Below are 18,528 nucleotides of genomic sequence, written 5' to 3' on the forward strand. Positions count from 1 at the left end.
TTTCGAGAGGCGGTATATATCATATTCGAAGCTATATACCGGAGTTAGTACACTAGTTGTTAATTAAATCCAAAATATTCTAAAATACTTTATCTGTCAGAGGGGCGCCGGAGCGTCGCTTAGATATCGACCGAGAAGGATTCACGCCCCGACGACTCCGCCGCGAACGCCGCCAGCAGGTCGGCCGCGGCGTTCAAGTCCTCGGTGTCGATGACCTCGACGGGGGTGTGCATGTAGCGGTTCGGGAGGCCGACGTTCAGCGACGGGATGCCGCCCTGCGAGGTGTAGAAGGCGTCGGCGTCGGTGCCGGTCGAGCGCCCGGCGGCCTGCAACTGAACCGGCAGGTCGCGCTCTGCCGCGGCCTCCCGGACGGTGCGGACGACCTCGGGGTGGTTCGAGGACCCGCGGGCGACGACCGGACCGGCGCCCAACTCGACCTCGCCGTGCTGGTCCTTCTCCTTCCCGAGGTCGGGCGAATCGACCGCGTGAGTCACGTCCACCGCGAGGGCGGCGTCCACCGGCAGGTCGAACCCGACCATCTTCGCGCCCTGTTTACCGAGTTCCTCTTGGACGGTACTGACCGCGTAGACCGTGGCGTCCACGTCGGCCTCGGCCGCGCGCCGGGCGGCCTCCGCGGCGACCCAGATACCGACGCGGTTGTCCATCCCGCGGGCCGCCATCCGGGTGCCCTGCAACTCGCGGACCGGCGTGTCGAAGGTGATGGGGTCGCCCACGTCCACGAGTTCGCGGGCCTCGGCCTCGGTCTCTGCGCCGATGTCCACGTGCTGTTCGGCGATGTCCTCCAACTCCTCGTCCTCGGGGTCCCGGAGGTGGATGGCGGTCTGGCCCACGACGCCCCGAACCACGCCGTCGTCGGTGTGAATCTCGACGTGCTGGCCCTTCGAGACCGTGCGGTCGGTGCCGCCGACCCGCGAGAGGCGGACGAACCCGTCCTCGTCCACGCTGTTCACCATCAGGCCGATTTCGTCGGCGTGCCCGGTGAACGCGATTGCGGGGTCGCCGTCTCGCGGGCCCTGCCCGCTCGACCGGTCCGCGGCGTCTCGCTCCGCGCTACCCTCCACGACCGCCACGGCGTTCCCGTACTCGTCGGTTCGTACCTCGTCGGCGAACTCCGAGACGTACTCGACCCACACCCGTTGCACGTCGGCCTCGAAGCCGGACGGACTCGGTGTCGCGAGCAAGTCGTCGAGAAATTCGCGGTGTCGCTCGTCCATACCTCCGTCGAGTCGGTTCGTGCTAATGAACGTCACGGAAGTGTTCTGTCAGGAGGTCCGAAACGCGACGATATCACCGAGGCGACGGGGCCGCCCCAACCGCTAAGTTCGCAGTCCGCGAAGTCCGGACCATGGGAATCCTCGAAATCCACTTCCACGACTCCGAGTTCAGTTGGTCTGTGAACTCCGGTAGCGACGAGGGCCGGTCCCTCTCGCTCGGGTCCGGCGGGTCGTCGGCCACCACCGACGGCGGTGAACCCCGCCGGCGTCCGTCTATCAAGCCGAAACTCCAGTCGTTCGCCATCATGGCGCTCGTCGTCGGCGCCGGCGTCGCGTACAACCGGATTCAGGGCCGCCGAGCGCGGCGGGCCGCCGAGGCCGAGGAGGAAGAAGCGGCCGGCGGCGGTCCGTTCTCGCGCCTCCGGTCGCGGTAGTCGCTCGATACCTCGACGCTCGGGCGTCGGACGGTCGCGGAGTCGTCGGTCAGGGATTACGTCCGGGGCCGCGCCGCCGTGCGATTTTCCGCGGCCGCGCTCACTATCCTTCGTCGGCGGACCCCCACCCGTGTTCGCGGAGGTACTCCGCCAGCGAGGTGAGTTCCACGTCGTGGTCGGTTCCGAGCGCCTCGATATCCGCGTCGTAGCCCGCCTCGTTGAACCACTCGAACATCTCGGCGTACTCGTCGCCCATCTGCTCGCGTATCTCCTCGACGGGGACGTGAACGGGTTCGACATCCCGACCCATCACGTCGGAGAAGGCCTCGGCCGCGCTTTCGAGAGTGTGTTCGTCGCCGGCCAGTTCGTAGCTTTCGCCGACGTATCGGTCGGGGTCCGCCAGCGTCTCGGCGACGAACCCGCCGACGTTGTCCGCGTCCACCATCTGGAGGGTGACGCCCTCGCCGAGACCGGTCGCCAGCGTGCCGCCCTCGATTTCCTCGCGCATCCCCTCGAAGTTCTGCATGAAGAAGACCGGCCGGACGACCGTCGCGGGCAGGTCAAGGTCGCGGATTCGCCCCTCTATCTCCCACTTCGAGTCGAAGTGAGAGACGCCGCTATCGCGGTCCGCGCCGCCGACGGAACTGAACACGAAGTGGTCGACGCCCTCCTCGGCCGCGACTTCGGCGAGGTTGGTCCCCTGTTTCACCTCGTCGTCGTAGCCGTGTTCCCAGAAGTTCGTCACGCCGAAGACGGCGTCTACCTCCTCGACGATGGGGCGGAGGACGTTCTTCTCGGCGAGATCGCCCTGCACCACCTCGGCCCCGCGCTCCGCGAGTTCGTGGGCCGCCCCGCTCTCGGGGTGACGAGTCAGCGCGTGAACCTCGAACTCTCCGTGGTCGCCTGACAGCAGGTGGTCGGCGACCGCCCCTCCCTGTGTCCCGGTCGCGCCGGTGACGAGAACTGTCGTCGGCATGGTTACCGTGCGTGCGACGGACGGAGGCATAAGTCGGTCGGCCGTGGGACCGACCCACACGCTTTTGCTCCGCTGCGTCGAACTGCCGCTGCGATGTCAGAGAGTGTCTACTCCGTCTACCTCGTCCAGCGACCCGGCGAGCAGGGCGGCAAGCGAGAGGTAACGTCTCCGGTCCGAGGCCACGAACTGAAGTTCTACGACAGCGGCGTGTGGTTGGACCGCGAGGAGGGGCGGAACTTCTTCCCCTACGACCAGATTCGGACCATCCGAGAGCACCCCGAGGACCGCGGCGACGAGCGAGCGGACGACGAACGAGCGGACGACGAGCAGGTCCGAACGCCCGACGAGAGCGACGCCGGGGCCGAAGAGGAGATGCTCGAATAGCAAGCCGGAGCGCGCCGGAGCTTCGGACTCAGGGCGTCAGTCCGACGATTTCCCGGTTCAGGATGTCGGCGTAGCCCGAGAACGAGAACTTGAGTTTCGGGACGCCGGGGAACGTCATGGTCTGGACCGCCAGCATCGGACGCTCCGCGTCCGCGCCGAGACGCCGGAGGCCCGACTCCACGGCGTCGTAGAGTTTCGCGGTCTCCTCGACTTCGAGGTCCGAGCAGACGCCGGCGACGCGAGTCGGGAGTTCCGCGATTACGTCCCCGTCGTCCACGACGGCCCACCCGCCGCCCATCTCCGCGACGCGTTCGACCGCGGTCCGCATGGCCTCGTCGTCCGCGCCGACTGCGAGGACGCCCGTGGTCTCCCAGACCAGCGTGGTGGCGACCGCGCCCGAGTCGAGGCCGAGACCCGTCACGAAACCGGTGAAGCCGGTTCCGGCGTCCGTGCTTCGGTCGGAGGCGTCGCGCCTCGGGTGGCGGTCGAGCAGGGTCGCCTTGAGGATTCCCGACTCGGGGTCCGCGACGAGTCGGTCGCCCTCGACCGGCGGGGAGACGGTCGTCTCGCCCGACAGTAGGCCCTGCTGGTACTCGACCGCGCGGACCTCGCCGCCGGGACCGGCCGCGTCGGCGGGCACCCGGAACTGCTCGGGGTCGGCCGAGACGTTCACCGAGTCGTAGAAGTGGTCGGGGTACTCGTGGTTCCGGGGCGCGACCTTCGACTCGCCCTTGTTGTAGACGACCTCCCCGCCGCTGACGACCGTGGTGACGTTCACCTCGTCGAGGTCGTCGACGAGGACGATGTCGGCGACGCTGCCGGGCGAGAGCGACCCGACGCCCTCCTCGGCCAGTCCGAAGTGACGGGCCGGGTTGAGCGTCGCCATGCGGATGGCGTCGGCGGGTTCGACGCCCTCCTCGATGGCCCGGCGGACCACCGCGTCCATGCACCCCTCGTCGATGAGTTCGCGGGGCCACATCCCGTCGGTCGAGAGCGAGAGTTCCGCGGTTGGCACGTCGGGGTAAGCGTCGCCGATAGCGTCCATGTCGTCGCGAATCGAACCGTAGCGCCCGATGGCGTGGACGCCGTTCTCGACGCGTTCCACGACGTCTTCGCCCGAGATGGCCTCGTGGTCGTCGTCGATTATCGTGGCGAAGGCCGCGAACTTCTCGCCCGAACATCCGGCGGCGTGGCCCGAGACGGTCTTGTCCTCGGCGTCCGCGCGCTCGTAGAGCAGTTCCGCGGGCGTGTCCCGGCCGACCGCGTGAATCCAGTCGGTCTCGCCGACGCCGACCACGCGGTCGTCGGCCAGCAGGTCGGCGAGGGCCTCGGCCTCCTCGTCGTCGGCCCAGCGCGGTTCGAAGGTGTCGAGCAGGGGTTGCGGGGGCACGACCGCCCGGACGCGAACCGGGAGGTACGAGGTGGCCGCGAGGAACTGCTCGACGCCCTCCGCGCCGAAGGCCGGGCCGTAGCCCGTGACCTCCGAGACGACCGTGGTAGTGCCGGCCTCGACGGCGTAGTGGTAGGCGTTCTCGAACGTCTGGTGGAGGTCGAGGTGGGTGTGGGCGTCGACGAACCCCGGCGCGACCACGCGGTCGGTCGCGGTGATGACCCGGGTCTCGTCGCCGATTACCGGGTCGGCGTCCTCGGGGAGGGCGGCGACGCGGCCGTCCACGACGACCACGTCGCGCGACTGGAACTCTCCCTTCTCGGGCAGGCAGACCCGGCCGCCCGTGACGACGAGGTCTGCGTCCCCGTCGCCGAGTGCGACCGACTGGAGGTCGTTCACTCCGCCACCTCCCAGACGACCACGCCGCCCTGCTCGCGCGCGTCGACTTCGCCGCGGTCGTCCAACACGTCGAGGTGGCCGACCGCCTCGCTCATCCCCGAGAAGTACTCGGTCGCCGGCAGGTCGTCGAACAGTTCCTCCATCACCTCGACCGCGGTGGTCGGGCCGTCCGCCACGATTTCGCGGACGTTCTCGGTCCGGTCGTCGTGGGCGTCCAGAATCTCGCCGATGCGCTCGCGGGGGTTCGTGATCTCCTCGCGGTGGCCCGGCAGGAAGCGGTCGAACTCGCGCTCGCGGAGACTCGCCAGCGAGCGGTTGAACGCCGGGAGGACTCGCGGGCGCTCGCCGCCCTCCTCGGCCGGGGGTTGGAGCAGGGGATTGGGCGTGATGTCGGGGAGGACGTGGTCGCCGACGAGGGCGCGCTTCTCTCCGTCGGCCTCGTAGGTGAAGATGGTCTCGCCGGCCGCGTGGCCCTGCACGGCCTCGGCCGTGAGGGCGGTTCCGGTGACGTCGACGGTCTCGCCGTCTTCGAGCGTGGTGTCGGTCTCGACGCCAGGCGCGACGTTGAGGAAGACCTCTGGCAGGTCGGTGATGGTCTCGGCCGTCGAGCGGGCCATCCCGTGGGTCTCGAAGAAGTCCACGAAGAACGACTGCTCGTAGTCGAGTCGGGCCTCGAAGTCCGCGATGACCTCGGCGGTCGTGGGGCTGGCGACGACCCGCGCGCCCGCCTCCCGGAGCCGCTTGGCGAGTCCGAAGTGGTCGGGGTGCGGGTGGGTTACCAACACCTGTTCGACGTCGGCCGGGCCCATCTCACGGGCTTCGAGTTCGTCGAGCAGCGCCGACCACGCCTCTTCGCTCCCCGGTCCGGGGTCGACCAGCGTCCGCCCAGCGAGGTAGGCGTTGACCGGGCCGACTTGGAACGGCGTCGGTATCGAGAACCGCGTGAACATAGGGACACTGTGGCCGCCTGCCGATAAACAGTTTTTGACACGCTCCGGCGCTCGGACGGAAACGTAGCGCGACTGGAAACCGCCGGCGGCGCGCATCTTCACCGCCGGCAGGTGGCGCGTCTCGCAGTTCGTGGCGACCGTGCTCCGTCGGAGTAAGAGCTATATCTGTCCTTCACGTAGGAACACAATGGTGCGTGAGACATGAACAAACATTTCGAAGACGCGTGGTACTACGGCAAGCGCGCGGGCAGACACCTCGCCCGGGGTGTCCGCGAGGAACTGGCCCCCGTCGAGCGACGCGTGCGGAAGGCCACTGGCCGCGAGCAGACGCCGACGACCCGCGCCCGGCGCGCGGTGCGGAAGGCCCGCGAACGAGTCTGACGCCGGGACTGCTCCGTGTCGCGCGGAGAGTCCCGGACGGCGGTCACGTTTCCGACCGTAAAGTAAGTCTTAAGTCCGGGAAGGGGGAAGAATGGACTGCCCGGGTCGGTAGTCTAGTCCGGTTATGACAGCTCCTTCACACGGAGCAGGTCGGCGGTTCGAATCCGCCCCGACCCATTCGCTCGTTTCCGCATTCTGAAGGACCAATAATCGCAAGACGGCTGCACGGTGGTAGTCTTGAGAGTCCTGTTTTTGGGTTTGAAGTCACCAGTTCGGCTGACGCGCACCTTCCACGTCACGGGGTTATTCTGAAGGAGTGCGTGAGTCCTTATATACCTCAGCAAGGGGTAGCGTTCGCAGCACTCCGAGTCAGCTTGGACTAGTTCGTTCTGTGACGCAGAGAAAATACGGGGTCTATATGTCAACGTTTAACTCGGTATCGGGGGTGGTGTGTTGGGAGAAACACTTACAATCGAGGTTCGTAAGTCAGCGAAATGATAAGCGTGGTTTCGAAGGGTTCGAGGGTTGAATTGCTGGTTTTCACTTGTAATCTGGAGGGTCTCGGTCTAGACGGTGTGAGACTGGTTTGCACGATGAAGGGTTTTTAAGCGTCGAACCATCACCGGGCTGTGACGTTGTCTGGAGTGGTCCCCAGACCCGCGTACACGATTTATACCGCATACGCGGCGTGTTCGCGTTTGAACCGACCAGAAACAGTTAATTCGGTGATTCAATAGAATGTCAAGTTTTGATTTCGATGGAATCGACATCCCACTGCTCGCTGCATTCGCCCTGTTCGGCGTTGTAGCGACCGGGATCGGCAGTATTTCCCTGTTCGGTATCGACTTCAACCAAACCCTGTTCACCGCGCTTGGATTTGACGCGAGCTACGCCTTTGTCGGCAGTATCGTGTCTCTCGCCGGAATTGGCGCGACGAACGAAATCGACTCGACTGACCCTGAACTTGAGCAACGCGCCCTTCTCGGCGCTGCGCTGTTCGTGATGGTCATTCAGCAGTGGGTTCCTGAAGTCAATAACGCGATTACTGGTAACGACTTCGTTGGTCTCGCTGTGTTCCTGCTTGAAGCAGGCGCAGCGGCCAGCATTTCCTACCTCGGATAACAACTTATGAATGATGATGCACAGTCTGACGAACGTACTCCCCTCCTGCGGCGTGTAGCGTCAGTTGTCGCGGTCTTCCTGCTTGTGTCGACTGCGTGTCTCACTCCGGTTCTGGGTCCTGCCAGTCCTGTTCAGCGGGCGTCAGCAACCCACGAATGCGACGGATTGGATATGGTTGTCGCCGTGTTCTCTGCAGGGCAGATTAACGAGGACAAGTGTGGGGACAACCACGTTGACCACGTTATCGAGGACATGCAGGAGTCTGACGCCAACCAAACCAAAACCGACATCTACTCGGCTGCGTCGGGGCAGAAGGCGCAGACACAGAACTCGCTCACGGTGATGGACAATTATTTGAACGATACAGAGTCAGTTGCGTGGATGCACGCCGAGAAAGCTATCGCCAAAGCCTACAAAAACGGGAAGTCGAAGGCTGAAGCGAAGATCGCGGCGAAAGAAGCCATCGAGGATTACTACGCTGTCAAACAACGCAACCTGATTGAGACGTGGAATGTATCGCTGACGGCAGCAGATACGTTACGTCAACGTGCAGTAATGGAGGAAAAGGTCCCTGACGACTACGTGTATACTGCAACTGAGAGCCGTGATGATGCGACGACATCAGTTGACAGTACTAACTACACATCCACACAGATTACGCTGGTTAACGAAACCTCTCACAACGTGTCTTCACTCCGGATGAACATGTCGGGGTACAGCACCCCAGCAATCGTGACTGTCTCCGGAATGACACAGAAACCTTCGTACAACAGTCTGTACGTAGGGACTTTCGAGTCTGAAGGGAATTTTGATGGGTCTCAGGTCTATCTGCAGGGGATTGCAGTTGCCCCTCCATCGTCTGATTACTCCCGGCTCCAATATCTGGAGTTCCAGCAATTCGAAACTCGATGGAACAAACTTGGCAGTAAGGCCTCCTCGCTCCAAAGCGAGGTTGATCCCTACGTCGATTCGACGTGGGATGCCTACCAAGAAGACCGTATCAACGCTTCTGACGTAATGTCGCGGACGACCCTGATGTTCGAGCAAGGGGTTGACGCGAAGAATTCGTCGGGGATGTATAATACGGTTGCAGGTCTCGCCGCAATGGGTCTTGAAACCCCGAATCTGAACGAATCCGGGTATATGACTGTCCAGATGGATGGTCAGACCTACGAGGGTCTCCTGCTTGCCGACAACCCTCCGAACGGGACTTGGGAGACGAATACGACGTATACTGCGTCGAATTTCTCAGGGCCAGTTAACTTGGCGACCCTCGACGGCGGTCTCAAAACCGTCGAAGGGGAGTTCGTCATTCAGAATATGACTGACAAGTCAGGTGATGAGATTCAGTCGATTCAGACTCGTGAATACGTCTACAAGACGAGTGACGCGAGCGGGTTGCTTGAGAAGATGGAGGATATGCAGACGCTCCGCATGGAGATTGAGGAGCGTGAGCCGACTGCCGGTGGGGGTTCGTCTAGTGGAACAGGTCTGGACAACGTGTCCATGAAACAGATTGGGGCGATTCTCGCCATTCTCGGCGGTCTCGCCCTCATCTCAAGTCGAGGTAAGAACTAGAATGAGTAACAACGATACAACGAAACGGTTTGCTGCCCTCATGGCAGCGCTTGCGGTAGTAGCATCGGTATTCGCAGGACCAGCAATCGCTGGAACTGTGTCTGGAAACGAAGGCGTCGTCTTCCCCGACCCGGCGGACAACAGTACAGACGACCGTACTGGGATTGCAGTAGGGGTTGACGCGATGAACGCCACGACTAACGTCACAATCGACTCTGTGACGCTGAACGGAACCACTGTCTCAACCGACTACGTGGTTGAGCAAGGGGCTGTGGCGACGATTTCGACGTTCTCCGGGAATAACACGGATAGTATGCTGTATGTCGATATTGCTGATGTCCCGCTCTCCGGGAGTGTTGACGTGGCGTACACGGTGAACGGGACTCAGTACACGGACTCTATCAGCTACGACATTGACTCGGACGATGACGGTGTGTCGGACAGTCAGGACGAGTACCCTGACAACGCTCCGCAGACGTTCACGGAGAATGCGTCTGACAACGAGACCGTCTCGTCTGCTTACGTTGAAGCATCGAACGGTACTTTCGACGTGACCGTGACGGCGAACGGTTCGGTTGTTGGTTCGATGGATAATGTGCAGGTTAACAGTTCGTCCGAGCTTGTCGAAGTGAGTGTTGACGACGGTACTTACGACACGTACACCATCGAGTTCGAAGGTAACGCAACTGTTCAGTCGCACGGCCTGATTTACGAGGCGTACACCGGTTCCGGTTCCTCGTCCGGTTCGTCTAGTGGGTTCGGTCTGAGTGACGCGCAACTCGGCGGTATCGTTGTGTTTGTCGCTGGTCTCGGGATTGTGCTTCTGAGCCGGGACTAACCACTGTCTAGACGCTTCTCTTTGGAGGTGACACTAACGCATGTTCAACTCAAACGATAATGGAGGTGAGAACAGAACCAGACAAACGGTAGCAGTCATAATAGCAGTGCTTGTCGTCGCAAACGTAGTTACGGGGGTAACTCTCGCGACGACAGGATGGTACACAGTGTTCAACAGCGACGGGTCAACGAACCCAGACGAACTCGTCAAATCAGGATCAGCAACCTACGACTCAACGAGTGACCGGTTCATCGTCTCACCGGCAGGTTCGTCGTCTAACGGACGGTGGACGTACTCACAGGTCAGCAGTGACACTGTCCGTCTTAACCAAACCGTTCGAATTACCGGTGGTAACGTCAATATCATGGTGTTTGGTGATGACGCGACATCAGCAAACACTGGGTATAGTGTCGTCTTCACGGAGGGGAAAGGCACTGTCAAACTCGTTAATGAATCGTCAGGGAATACCCTGAAATCGGCGTCGTACAGTTATGGGAAGGACTCCTACGACTCATCAATCCTGTATGATCAGGGTGATGTCACTGTTGGGATTGATGGGCAGACTGTCCTGACGTACTCGATCTCTAACCCCTCTGCTTCCGGTTCGCTTGTTTCGTATCGTGGATGGACGGGGAGTTCCGGCGATAACGCGGTTGATAACGTTAAGATTGAGTTCCCGACCGAGGATACTGATGGAGACAGTATCTACGATCACAACGACCCTTACCCGAACGACGCGAAGACCACGTACACGTTCACGTCTGACTCGAACGAGACGGTTGATAAGGCGTATCTGGAGGTCTCGAACGGCAGTCTGGATGCTTCGCTCTATGGAGTGAATACTACGTCCGGGGAGCGTATCAAGCTGTCAGAGACGCACGCAGACGTTGGTAATGAGACGACCCTTATGACGCTTGATGCAGTGAGCGGTTACGATGAGTACGATCTGATGGTTCACGGTAACGCTACTGTCGAATCACATGGCCTGTTGTATGAGGCGAACAGCGGTGGAGGTGTTTCCTCGGAGACGTTCAATGATGGTATCAGTTCTGTCCTTGGCGGTCTCTCAACCGTGTTCGCCGGGTTACGGACAGGACAGATTGCCCTCGGAGTCCTAATGTCCGTTATCGGTGTCGCGCTTTGGTTCCGGGAGGGAGGTAGTTGATGTTCTTCCTCCTGTCGTTCGTGTTCAGCATCCTTGACGACTTCCTGAAGCCGATCATCGCTATCGTCGCATTGGTGTTGATAGCGCAAATCGCGGGGATAGACGTTATCTCAATGGCGACCGGTGCAGTTGAATCGTTCATCGAGCAACAGGTTCAGGAGGCAATCTCGCCTCTCTGACGCGGTTCTTTCAGTCATAACTATGCAGACAAGCAAAACGAGTATAGCGGCGCTGCTGGTCATTCTCGTAGCCACTAGTGGTATCGGTGTTGCAGGTGCGGACACGGGCAGTACCACGAGTACGCCCACGCACAACACTACGACTACGCAGACGCCCACAACAACGACCACAGACGTATCGACTACCAACCAACAATCCTCGACGACAACGACGACAACTCCGGCTACCGGGGCTACCTCGGGACAGACCAATCAAGACTGCATCCAAGTCGTCACGAAGCAAGGAGGAACCACGACGAAACAATGCATCCCACGCCACTACCAAAAGATAGACAATTCCACGTCAGTCGTTGCTGTTGACTGGGACAGCGAAGTCGTCACAATTGTCATCGAAAGTGAGACCCCGCAACAAATCTCCATCACAGACCCGTACAGCGTTGATAAAAACAAGCAAGGAGGGGATGTGGCCTTCACTGACGAAACGTTATCTAGCGGTCGTAATGTCGTCCATATGCGGGCGACTGAGAAAAGTGGGGATAAGGAGCTTTGGATTGGAACTTCAGAGGATTTGGACTACATCTCCAACCCTGAAACGCCATTCCTCGTGAATGGCATCAAAACCGTTCATATCTACCTTAGTGGGGCGGCTGGCGGATCAAGTATCATCCTCGTCGGTTTGGCGTTCGTCGCATACAAGAGAAGGAAGATTAAGAATGGGTGGACGAACGTTATCGAGGACTACAAGCCGTGATTTGGTGATTTCTCTATGAGTAACAACGATTCTAACGACGACTCTACGGTAGCTGAACAGACTATTGAACGACTCAAACTCGACCGTGCAAAGACACGGCTGAAAGGCATCAAAATCCTGTCTCTAACTGGTATTGCCAGTCTCACACTCATCGGTGTTGGTGGGTGGCTGTTGACCGGTCATAGTATCGAGATTGCTCCGGCGACGATGGATCAAATCAAGGTGTTTGGGGTGTCTCTCGTTGGTTTCGGGATTGTGTTCAGTCCTGCAACCATCTGGTTCGTGAAACGACTCTGGAACCCTGACCTGCAATATTTGTACGACATTAACGCGATAGACGAGGAAACGCCTGACCTATGGGTGTCGTCTCCTCAAAACGCGGAAGAATTAACCGTCCGAGAAGGCCGTCTGCATAAATTCCAAATCCACGGAAGTCCGTGCTGGGTGGGTCGGGATTTCAATCCAGAGGACGGCGAGATTACCGGTACATGGCGTGGTGCAGCGTCCGATACTGAAATCATGAACAACGAGCAGGAGATCCGTGCGAACCGTGGTCGGAATCGTTACTGGGCGCGTGTCGGGCAAGAGTTCAGCGCGAAACTTCCCAGCATCATCGACAACATCGAAAGCCGCGTTTGGCAGAGCATTGGTAACGAGACGGTGGATCTGACCGCGCACGACAGTCGTGCTGTCCGTGACGAAATCATGAACGAGATTGACTCCCTCGAAGATGTCGAAGCACCTGATTCAGTGGAACAAACCGGGTTTGAGGAGGCGAAATCCAGCGTCTCCCGTGGCGACATCCCTAACGAAGGGGAGGTGGACGCATGAGCGACAACGCCGGATACTCGGCGGCTCAACTCCGCGAATTGCTGAAGCGTGAGGATGGCGTTGACGCGCTCGAAGAAGCCGGGTTGCTTACCGAACGGGAGGTTAACCTGTTGGATTCGTTCGTCCAGCACCACAAACCGTCTGAAGAGGCATACTACCCGGAAGACCACCCGTTGTTCCAACGTCTCCTCCGACGTGCAGTCTCACAGAATGTTCGGCAGGCTGTGGAGAGTGGGAATGTGTCGCAGATGCAGTTCGCCAGCGGTGTCGTCAACAACAGCAACGACATCTCGGGCGTACAGTTGTACGAGCGCCTACGCGAGTTCATCACGCGGACGGCGGGCGTGACAACCGTGTACGGACACATGGGTTCGGGGAAGACCGATCTCGCCCTCCTCCTTGCAGAACTCTGGAAAAGTGCGACTGGTGGAGTTGTTGGGACTAACATCCGGAGTGCGAAGGAAGCTGACTTCGAGATTACGGACGTAGAGAAGTTGCACGACTGGATTAACGGTGACATGGAGGGCGTCGAAAAGGATACGCCCAAGCTATTCATTGGTGACGAGTTCAGTAGCCACGCTTCCGGGTATAGCCACCACCGGGCGAAGGTCGAACAAAATCTGTCTTCGACGTTGAAGCTCATGCGGAAGTCGGGGGTATCGGTGGTGATTATCGGTCACACCGGGATGGACGTTCACCCTGACGTTCGACGCCTGTCCAAGACGGTTTGGAAGGAGAACAAGAAGTCCGCAACGGTGTATGAGACGATTGAGAACGGTGAGCCGGAAGATGAACTGTTCAGCCTGTCAGGGATTCCTGCGGCGGACTGGACCTACGACACGTTGGAAGAGACGGATTGGGATTGGTGTATCGAGGAGGAGGACGACGAACAGGACATCAAACAGCAACGTGATCGGTGGATGGCTACCGCATATGAGAGTCAGGATTTGACGCAGGCAGAGGTTGCGGATGTGTTCGACGTGAGCGAGAAGACTGTGCGGCGTGCGGTCAAATCCCATTCGTGACTGACCGGACATCCGGCATTCCTTGTTCACGGTCGTTTCAGGGTTTGTTTTCTTGGTTCTGAGTTTTCGCGTGTACGCGGGCGCGTTAAAGGGTTAACCACGCCGCCTGTCCGATGCACGATTCTGACGAATACAGTACGTAGAACGTTTCTATACCTGTACTGGGTTTAATGGAAACGGACACTAGTTCGTCTAGACAGAGTTTTCACCGGCATTCGACGTGTTACGCGTTCTCGCTACGGTTCTCACTGATTACGTTTACGTGACTATAATTAGACGTAGAGAGGACTCCAATCCAGCAGTCAAACGAGAGCGTGTGCGTGTGAGAACCGATTATTCGTAGTCGTCGGATACGTCTTCAACGTCGAGAATGATTTCAGGAGCTTTCACCCGGCTCTTTTGGTAGGTGTCATGTCGAACTTGCTGGACCTCATATACGCCCCATTCTGTGTATACGATTTCTCCTTCACGTGGTAGTGGCGCGTTCTCGATCTCGACGTATCCAAGCATGTCTTCTCCGTCTTCGTAGAAGTTGACGACTGCTGTTACCGTCATACAGTCTATGTGCCGATGGTATGGTTATGAATGTAACCCTTATCCCTTGAGAGTCCTCGACGGGGCTGTGTATGTCAACAGACATTGATAGAATCACAGAATCGACTGACAAACAATCGGTTTCCGGAGACGACCTTACAGAAGCAACGTTAGAGCGCCTGCACGAACTAGAACAGGAGAACGAGCGTCTCAGGAAGGAGAAAGAGATTGCACGTCAAAACCTGCATACGGTCGAAGATGAACGTCGAGACCTTGCCTGCGACGTTGAACTGCTTGAAGCAGAGAATCAAGCGTTGCGACGTGAGCAAGCTGAACTCGTTCGCCGGATAGTTCTTGATGAGGGGTCTGTGATGGGCTTCGTTAACGAGATAGTCGAAGGCAAGGTATGACAGGGCCAGATATTGCGTTTGTCTTATTCTCGTTTCTGCTGATGGGGTTGTCGATGTGGACGTTCAGCCGGTTATTCTCCTAACCAAGTCCTACTATACAGGCTATTCTTCGCCTGCTAGTTCCCATAAGAGAGTATTCCCAACTCGGGTCGACTCAACACAGTCACGCTCACGAAGACCCACAAGTTTATCGTGTGCTGTTGTCCGGTGACAGTCTAGACGGTCAGCTATCTCGGAGGTCCCCAAACGTGTTCCTCGCAGCAGATTCAGAATCTCATCGTCACTGTAAACCTCCTCGTACTTCCCCGTCGATTCATTCCGTGAACGCGCCATTCCGCTTACCTAGCTGTTCGAAATCGTCATACATAGTCCTAACTCTCCAACGTAGGATGGTGAACATTTATAAATCAGCTCTGCAAGACGTAGACTGACGGCCATCCTACGCGACGTAGGATGGATAGAAAACGATACAATCAGGTAGCCCCGGAAATCATGACATCAACAAGCGGCCAAACCACGGAACCTATTGAATCAACTATGGACGGAAATACTGAGATAACAAGTCTTCTACCTGATTCGGAGGCGTACTACGAAACGTCGGACGGTGCTGCTTTCCAAGGGGACAGCAAGGAGCTTCTCGATGAACTCCCCGAGAACAGCATTGATCTTGTCGTCACTTCCCCGCCCTTCGGACTTCGCAAGAAGAAGGAGTACGGCAACGAAGACCCCGAGGACTACAATGAATGGTTCATGGAGTTCGTGGACAAAGTGTACCGCGTTCTCACCGAGGACGGGAGCTTTGTCGTTGATATTGGCGGAGGATGGGAGAAAGGGAAGCCCGTTCGGTCGCTCTACCACTTCGAACTCCTGACACAGATCGCGGGCGACGAGGGGCCTTTCAATCTCGCACAAGACTTCTACTGGTACAACCCAGCGAAACTCCCGACGCCCGCACAATGGGTCACAATTGAACGCATTCGGGTGAAGGACGCCGTGAATCACGTTTGGTGGTTCTCCAAGTCCGAACGCCCCGAGGCGGACAATCGGCGTGTCCTCAAGGAGTACAGCGATTCACAGAAGAAGCTGATGGACGAGGGCTACCGTGACAAGAAACGTCCGTCCGGACACGACATCAGCGACACGTTCGATGACCCGGAGGACGCAGACGGTGCAATCCGTCCGAATTTCTGGGATTCAGTTAACAGTAGCGACTATGCCCCTGAGTTCGTGGAGATTCTAGAAGACGCAGACATCTCGCAAGAACTCATTGACGTTGCAGCCGAAAATGACGTTCTCGATGAGCTAGTTGAGAGTATCCTGTCACAATACGTTGATGATAATGTGCTGGAACTTGCGAATACTGCGTCGAACACGCACTACCTCAACGCCTGCAAGGAAACCGGCTTGGACCCACATCCCGCTCGCTTCCCCCGTCAACTCCCCGAGTTCTTCATCAAGTTCCTTACACAGCCGGACGATACCGTCCTAGACATCTTTGCAGGGTCGAACATGACTGGCCGTGTTGCTCAGGACCTTGAACGAAAGTGGTTGGCGTTCGAGTACCAGAAGAAGTACCTCCGAACGTCGAAGTTGCGGTTCATGAAGATGGAAGAAATTACGAAGCCGGATGCCCAGCAGGACTGGGATGAGGTCGTGGAACTGATGGACTAACGTCAGTCGTCACTAATCGCTTTTAGTTCTCGGATACGGTTGACTTGCCGTTTGAGAGTGCGGCTGAGGTGGTCTGGGTCGTCGTCTAGTTGGTCAAGGTCGTCACCGGTCAAGAACAGAATGACGAGATTCTCCTTCTGCATGACTTGCCGGGCGTACTGACGGGCATCTGGAACTACGTCTGCCCGGGTGAACATGAGAATGGTATTGGACTGAACCATCCGAGAAATTCCGACTTCCTTGGCGACGTGTTTCGTCCGGATGTCTTGGTCGGATTCCTTTGTGTTCTTGCACTGTATCTGCCACCTGTTGAGCGAGATTCCGGTCTGGTCCATGACCACGTCGACTTCTGCTCCGCCTGTTTCCACACCTCGTACTCGCCAGTCCTCGAACTCTAAATTGAGCATGAGGCCGATTCGGATAGCGAATGCTTCCAATGCTCGGCCTTTCAGGTAGTTCATATCGGACTCCATGTCCCTCCGAATCTCATCGAATGACTGACGTAGCACTGCGCGTGGAACTCCGGTTCGTTCTTGTGCGTCTTCTAGAAGCGGTTCCAAAACGTCTGCTTCTGCTTTACTGGTTAACCACACCTCACTCGGTTTGGAAGGGTTGTCTGCCGTGTGTTCGTATTCAATGAATCCGGCTTCGGTAAGCGGGTCGAGAATCTGTGAGGTGGTGCTTTTACTGTCGAAGTAGATGTCGTCGTAGGTGTCTTCGGCCAGTTCTCGGACTTTGTTGTTGCGTATCGGGTCGTCCGGATCGATTCGGGCAAGGGTGAGAAGGAAAGCGCGTTGAGCAGGGGACAGACCGTCTAGACTTAATCGGTCTTCTGTGTCGAGACCGATGAGTTGGTCGATTTTCTCATGGTCGAGTTTGATATGGTGGGTGTTCGTGTTGATGAGATCGGCTTGCGCCATCCAGCCTCGCATTTGGTTCCAGTGCGTGCTGGATTCCTTCATGTAGATGCCGTACTGTCGCCGAAGTTCTCGAGCGATATTGTGAGTGGTCGTCGCTTCACCGCCGAGTTTCAGATCGTCGATTATGTCGACGCATTTGCGGCCATGGAGATTGAGTAGAATGTGTTGGGCGAGTCTGTCGTATAGTTCGTCTTCGTCATTCCGGATATTGTAGAGTTCTTCACCTACCTCGGTGAAGTAGAAGTCGTCGGTGACGAGTTCGTATCCGTCTTTGTCACCCGCGCCGAGGGCGAGTGGAACATTTTTTGCGTAGGTCTCTGGGTTCGGGGAGTCCGGGTAGAAGATGTCTGCGATCTCTTCGGTGAATGCGTCTACGTCTCCTTCGTGTTTCTTTACAAGTTCGAGGACGAGTGGTAACTGTACTTCTCCGTCTTTGATGAGTGAGCCGGGGGAGAAGGCGTCACCGAAGGGGAGGTCGGTGTCCTTTTGGGCCATCTTGTTTTCGTGCGTCACAGCATGGGTCTATAGGTATTCCGGAGCTGTCACGACTTCCAGCCGATAGTCATTCCGTGTAGATTCATAACTGTAACTGATAGAACCCTTATCCCTTGTCCCTTCTCGACACCCTGTTGATGTCAACCCAAGACGAGACATCGAACGAGACGCACAGCATCGAAACCATCAGCATCAGAAACCGAGGACGAACTGAACTAGACCGCTGGCTTCCATCTGTTGAATCCGAGTTCACCGTCACAGACGTAATCAGGTTGGTTGATGATTACAGCGACATCCTGATGCTGAAGACCGAGATGGGGATTAACGTCCTTGTAGACCACCATATCGAAGGAATTGACATTGACAATCCTGACGCGGATAGACTGGTTGGGGAGACGTTCAAGCACGTTGAGGAATCCAACCCTCCGAAGTTTGCCGATTACCACCATCTAGTCAAGGTCGGGGAAGACCCGGAGCGGGTAGTCCCGGAAGAAGAACGCCACATTCTCACGCTGTAACCCGCTTATTCTCCGCTGTTCGCGTATTCGGTTTCGTCTTTCTCAACCCGGATGACCAACGTCCGAGTTTCTGCATCGTCTGGCAGGTCGTTGTCAGCACCGATAACGCTGATTCGCTCGTTCTCAAAATCCTCTGAGGTTCCAAGTGCGCGTGCAATTCGCGCTCTCGTATTCAGGTCCATGTGGATTCGTCTAGACGCTCGGTAGTATTGGGGTTGGGATTAGTTAGAGTCGGTACTGTCCTTCGCGTCTTCCAACAGTTCCTCTTTGCTCACTGTCTCCCCTTCAGCAATCTGTTTCGCGCCCTCTAACACTGACTCAGGGATTTCAGGAGTTTCGTCT

21 protein-coding genes and 1 tRNA gene are annotated in these 18,528 nt (G+C 58.0%); 15 read left to right on the forward strand and 7 right to left on the reverse strand.

Annotated features, from left to right (window positions below):
• Positions 1-119: 119 nt before the first annotated feature.
• A complete protein-coding gene (locus M0R89_RS00495; protein WP_248650609.1) occupies positions 120-1,235 on the reverse strand; it encodes a M20/M25/M40 family metallo-hydrolase in 1,116 nt (371 codons plus the stop codon).
• 131 nt (positions 1,236-1,366) lie between these two features.
• Here M0R89_RS00495 and M0R89_RS00500 point away from each other — a divergent pair, with 131 nt between their 5' ends.
• Complete coding sequence (locus tag M0R89_RS00500) at positions 1,367-1,669, forward strand: hypothetical protein (RefSeq protein WP_248650610.1); 303 nt, start codon at positions 1,367-1,369, stop codon at positions 1,667-1,669.
• Between the two features lie 103 nt (positions 1,670-1,772).
• Here the strand turns inward: M0R89_RS00500 and M0R89_RS00505 are convergent, their stop codons facing one another.
• Positions 1,773-2,645 (reverse strand): NmrA/HSCARG family protein, encoded by an 873-nt coding sequence (locus M0R89_RS00505; protein ID WP_248650611.1) that lies wholly within the window; start codon positions 2,643-2,645, stop codon positions 1,773-1,775.
• Positions 2,646-2,738: 93 nt separating this feature from the next.
• Between M0R89_RS00505 and M0R89_RS00510 the strand changes: the two genes are divergently transcribed.
• Positions 2,739-3,029 (forward strand): hypothetical protein, encoded by a 291-nt coding sequence (locus M0R89_RS00510; protein ID WP_248650612.1) that lies wholly within the window; start codon positions 2,739-2,741, stop codon positions 3,027-3,029.
• 28 nt (positions 3,030-3,057) lie between these two features.
• Here M0R89_RS00510 and M0R89_RS00515 read toward each other — a convergent pair whose 3' ends face one another.
• Both M0R89_RS00515 and M0R89_RS00520 read right to left on the reverse strand, forming a co-directional pair.
• Positions 3,058-4,818, reverse strand: a complete 1,761-nt coding sequence (locus M0R89_RS00515) for an adenine deaminase C-terminal domain-containing protein (RefSeq protein ID WP_248650613.1) — start codon at positions 4,816-4,818, stop codon at positions 3,058-3,060.
• Positions 4,815-5,768 carry an MBL fold metallo-hydrolase gene (locus M0R89_RS00520; RefSeq protein ID WP_248650614.1) on the reverse strand — a complete coding sequence of 318 codons (954 nt, stop codon included), beginning with the start codon at positions 5,766-5,768 and terminating at the stop codon, positions 4,815-4,817. Before M0R89_RS00520 ends, M0R89_RS00515 begins: the two co-directional genes overlap by 4 nt.
• A 201-nt stretch (positions 5,769-5,969) precedes the next feature.
• Here M0R89_RS00520 and M0R89_RS00525 point away from each other — a divergent pair, with 201 nt between their 5' ends.
• The 10 genes from M0R89_RS00525 (at position 5,970) to M0R89_RS00570 (ending at position 13,638) form a co-directional block, all read left to right on the forward strand.
• Positions 5,970-6,149, forward strand: coding sequence for a DUF7553 family protein (locus M0R89_RS00525; protein WP_248650615.1), 180 nt, complete (start codon positions 5,970-5,972; stop codon positions 6,147-6,149).
• Positions 6,150-6,251: 102 nt separating this feature from the next.
• A tRNA-Val gene (locus M0R89_RS00530) sits at positions 6,252-6,326 on the forward strand.
• A 561-nt stretch (positions 6,327-6,887) separates the two neighbouring features.
• Positions 6,888-7,271, forward strand: coding sequence for a DUF8023 family protein (locus tag M0R89_RS00535; protein WP_248650616.1), 384 nt, complete (start codon positions 6,888-6,890; stop codon positions 7,269-7,271).
• Between the two features lie 171 nt (positions 7,272-7,442).
• Positions 7,443-8,849, forward strand: a complete 1,407-nt coding sequence (locus tag M0R89_RS00540; protein WP_248650617.1) for an Env/VP5 family phage fusion protein — start codon at positions 7,443-7,445, stop codon at positions 8,847-8,849.
• Position 8,850: 1 nt separating this feature from the next.
• Positions 8,851-9,687, forward strand: coding sequence for a hypothetical protein (locus tag M0R89_RS00545; protein WP_248650618.1), 837 nt, complete (start codon positions 8,851-8,853; stop codon positions 9,685-9,687).
• A 40-nt stretch (positions 9,688-9,727) separates the two neighbouring features.
• Positions 9,728-10,852, forward strand: coding sequence for a hypothetical protein (locus tag M0R89_RS00550; RefSeq protein WP_248650619.1), 1,125 nt, complete (start codon positions 9,728-9,730; stop codon positions 10,850-10,852).
• Positions 10,852-11,031 carry a hypothetical protein gene (locus M0R89_RS00555; RefSeq protein ID WP_248650620.1) on the forward strand — a complete coding sequence of 60 codons (180 nt, stop codon included), beginning with the start codon at positions 10,852-10,854 and terminating at the stop codon, positions 11,029-11,031. The genes M0R89_RS00550 and M0R89_RS00555 overlap by 1 nt, the downstream gene beginning before the upstream one ends.
• A gap of 22 nt (positions 11,032-11,053) precedes the next feature.
• The gene (locus tag M0R89_RS00560; RefSeq protein ID WP_248650621.1) at positions 11,054-11,782 is read left to right on the forward strand and encodes a DUF8063 family protein; all 729 of its coding nucleotides are present in this window, start codon (positions 11,054-11,056) and stop codon (positions 11,780-11,782) included.
• Between the two features lie 15 nt (positions 11,783-11,797).
• A complete protein-coding gene (locus M0R89_RS00565) occupies positions 11,798-12,613 on the forward strand; it encodes a DUF8125 domain-containing protein (RefSeq protein WP_248650622.1) in 816 nt (271 codons plus the stop codon).
• Positions 12,610-13,638, forward strand: a complete 1,029-nt coding sequence (locus M0R89_RS00570; RefSeq protein ID WP_248650623.1) for a hypothetical protein — start codon at positions 12,610-12,612, stop codon at positions 13,636-13,638. Before M0R89_RS00565 ends, M0R89_RS00570 begins: the two co-directional genes overlap by 4 nt.
• Positions 13,639-13,971: 333 nt before the next feature.
• On the opposite strand, the gene M0R89_RS00575 is transcribed toward M0R89_RS00570, so the two are convergent.
• Positions 13,972-14,193 carry a hypothetical protein gene (locus tag M0R89_RS00575; protein WP_248650624.1) on the reverse strand — a complete coding sequence of 74 codons (222 nt, stop codon included), beginning with the start codon at positions 14,191-14,193 and terminating at the stop codon, positions 13,972-13,974.
• Positions 14,194-14,264: 71 nt separating this feature from the next.
• Between M0R89_RS00575 and M0R89_RS00580 the strand changes: the two genes are divergently transcribed.
• A complete protein-coding gene (locus tag M0R89_RS00580) occupies positions 14,265-14,582 on the forward strand; it encodes a hypothetical protein (protein WP_248650625.1) in 318 nt (105 codons plus the stop codon).
• A 537-nt stretch (positions 14,583-15,119) separates the two neighbouring features.
• On the forward strand, positions 15,120-16,253 hold the full coding sequence (locus M0R89_RS00585) for a DNA-methyltransferase (RefSeq protein WP_248650626.1): 1,134 nt from the start codon (positions 15,120-15,122) through the stop codon (positions 16,251-16,253).
• A gap of 2 nt (positions 16,254-16,255) precedes the next feature.
• Here the strand turns inward: M0R89_RS00585 and M0R89_RS00590 are convergent, their stop codons facing one another.
• Complete coding sequence (locus M0R89_RS00590; RefSeq protein WP_248650627.1) at positions 16,256-17,668, reverse strand: restriction endonuclease; 1,413 nt, start codon at positions 17,666-17,668, stop codon at positions 16,256-16,258.
• A gap of 137 nt (positions 17,669-17,805) precedes the next feature.
• Between M0R89_RS00590 and M0R89_RS00595 the strand changes: the two genes are divergently transcribed.
• On the forward strand, positions 17,806-18,186 hold the full coding sequence (locus tag M0R89_RS00595; protein ID WP_248650628.1) for a hypothetical protein: 381 nt from the start codon (positions 17,806-17,808) through the stop codon (positions 18,184-18,186).
• A 5-nt stretch (positions 18,187-18,191) separates the two neighbouring features.
• On the opposite strand, the gene M0R89_RS00600 is transcribed toward M0R89_RS00595, so the two are convergent.
• Positions 18,192-18,368, reverse strand: a complete 177-nt coding sequence (locus M0R89_RS00600; protein WP_248650629.1) for a hypothetical protein — start codon at positions 18,366-18,368, stop codon at positions 18,192-18,194.
• Positions 18,369-18,528 lie beyond the last annotated feature (160 nt).

It is taken from the genome of Halorussus limi, from assembly GCF_023238205.1.
Classification (GTDB): domain Archaea; phylum Halobacteriota; class Halobacteria; order Halobacteriales; family Haladaptataceae; genus Halorussus; species Halorussus limi.

Excerpts from the sequence above, each read along its gene's own strand:
- M0R89_RS00495 (WP_248650609.1), bottom strand. The coding sequence starts at position 1,235 with ATGGACGAGCGACACCGCGAATTTCTCGACGACTTGCTCGCGACACCG.
- M0R89_RS00500 (WP_248650610.1), top strand. The coding sequence starts at position 1,367 with ATGGGAATCCTCGAAATCCACTTCCACGACTCCGAGTTCAGTTGGTCT.
- M0R89_RS00505 (WP_248650611.1), bottom strand. The coding sequence starts at position 2,645 with ATGCCGACGACAGTTCTCGTCACCGGCGCGACCGGGACACAGGGAGGG.
- M0R89_RS00510 (WP_248650612.1), top strand. The coding sequence starts at position 2,739 with ATGTCAGAGAGTGTCTACTCCGTCTACCTCGTCCAGCGACCCGGCGAG.
- M0R89_RS00520 (WP_248650614.1), bottom strand. The coding sequence starts at position 5,768 with ATGTTCACGCGGTTCTCGATACCGACGCCGTTCCAAGTCGGCCCGGTC.
- M0R89_RS00525 (WP_248650615.1), top strand. The coding sequence starts at position 5,970 with ATGAACAAACATTTCGAAGACGCGTGGTACTACGGCAAGCGCGCGGGC.
- M0R89_RS00535 (WP_248650616.1), top strand. The coding sequence starts at position 6,888 with ATGTCAAGTTTTGATTTCGATGGAATCGACATCCCACTGCTCGCTGCA.
- M0R89_RS00540 (WP_248650617.1), top strand. The coding sequence starts at position 7,443 with ATGGTTGTCGCCGTGTTCTCTGCAGGGCAGATTAACGAGGACAAGTGT.
- M0R89_RS00545 (WP_248650618.1), top strand. The coding sequence starts at position 8,851 with ATGAGTAACAACGATACAACGAAACGGTTTGCTGCCCTCATGGCAGCG.
- M0R89_RS00550 (WP_248650619.1), top strand. The coding sequence starts at position 9,728 with ATGTTCAACTCAAACGATAATGGAGGTGAGAACAGAACCAGACAAACG.
- M0R89_RS00555 (WP_248650620.1), top strand. The coding sequence starts at position 10,852 with ATGTTCTTCCTCCTGTCGTTCGTGTTCAGCATCCTTGACGACTTCCTG.
- M0R89_RS00560 (WP_248650621.1), top strand. The coding sequence starts at position 11,054 with ATGCAGACAAGCAAAACGAGTATAGCGGCGCTGCTGGTCATTCTCGTA.
- M0R89_RS00565 (WP_248650622.1), top strand. The coding sequence starts at position 11,798 with ATGAGTAACAACGATTCTAACGACGACTCTACGGTAGCTGAACAGACT.
- M0R89_RS00570 (WP_248650623.1), top strand. The coding sequence starts at position 12,610 with ATGAGCGACAACGCCGGATACTCGGCGGCTCAACTCCGCGAATTGCTG.
- M0R89_RS00575 (WP_248650624.1), bottom strand. The coding sequence starts at position 14,193 with ATGACGGTAACAGCAGTCGTCAACTTCTACGAAGACGGAGAAGACATG.
- M0R89_RS00580 (WP_248650625.1), top strand. The coding sequence starts at position 14,265 with ATGTCAACAGACATTGATAGAATCACAGAATCGACTGACAAACAATCG.
- M0R89_RS00585 (WP_248650626.1), top strand. The coding sequence starts at position 15,120 with ATGGACGGAAATACTGAGATAACAAGTCTTCTACCTGATTCGGAGGCG.
- M0R89_RS00590 (WP_248650627.1), bottom strand. The coding sequence starts at position 17,668 with ATGGCCCAAAAGGACACCGACCTCCCCTTCGGTGACGCCTTCTCCCCC.
- M0R89_RS00595 (WP_248650628.1), top strand. The coding sequence starts at position 17,806 with ATGTCAACCCAAGACGAGACATCGAACGAGACGCACAGCATCGAAACC.
- M0R89_RS00600 (WP_248650629.1), bottom strand. The coding sequence starts at position 18,368 with ATGGACCTGAATACGAGAGCGCGAATTGCACGCGCACTTGGAACCTCA.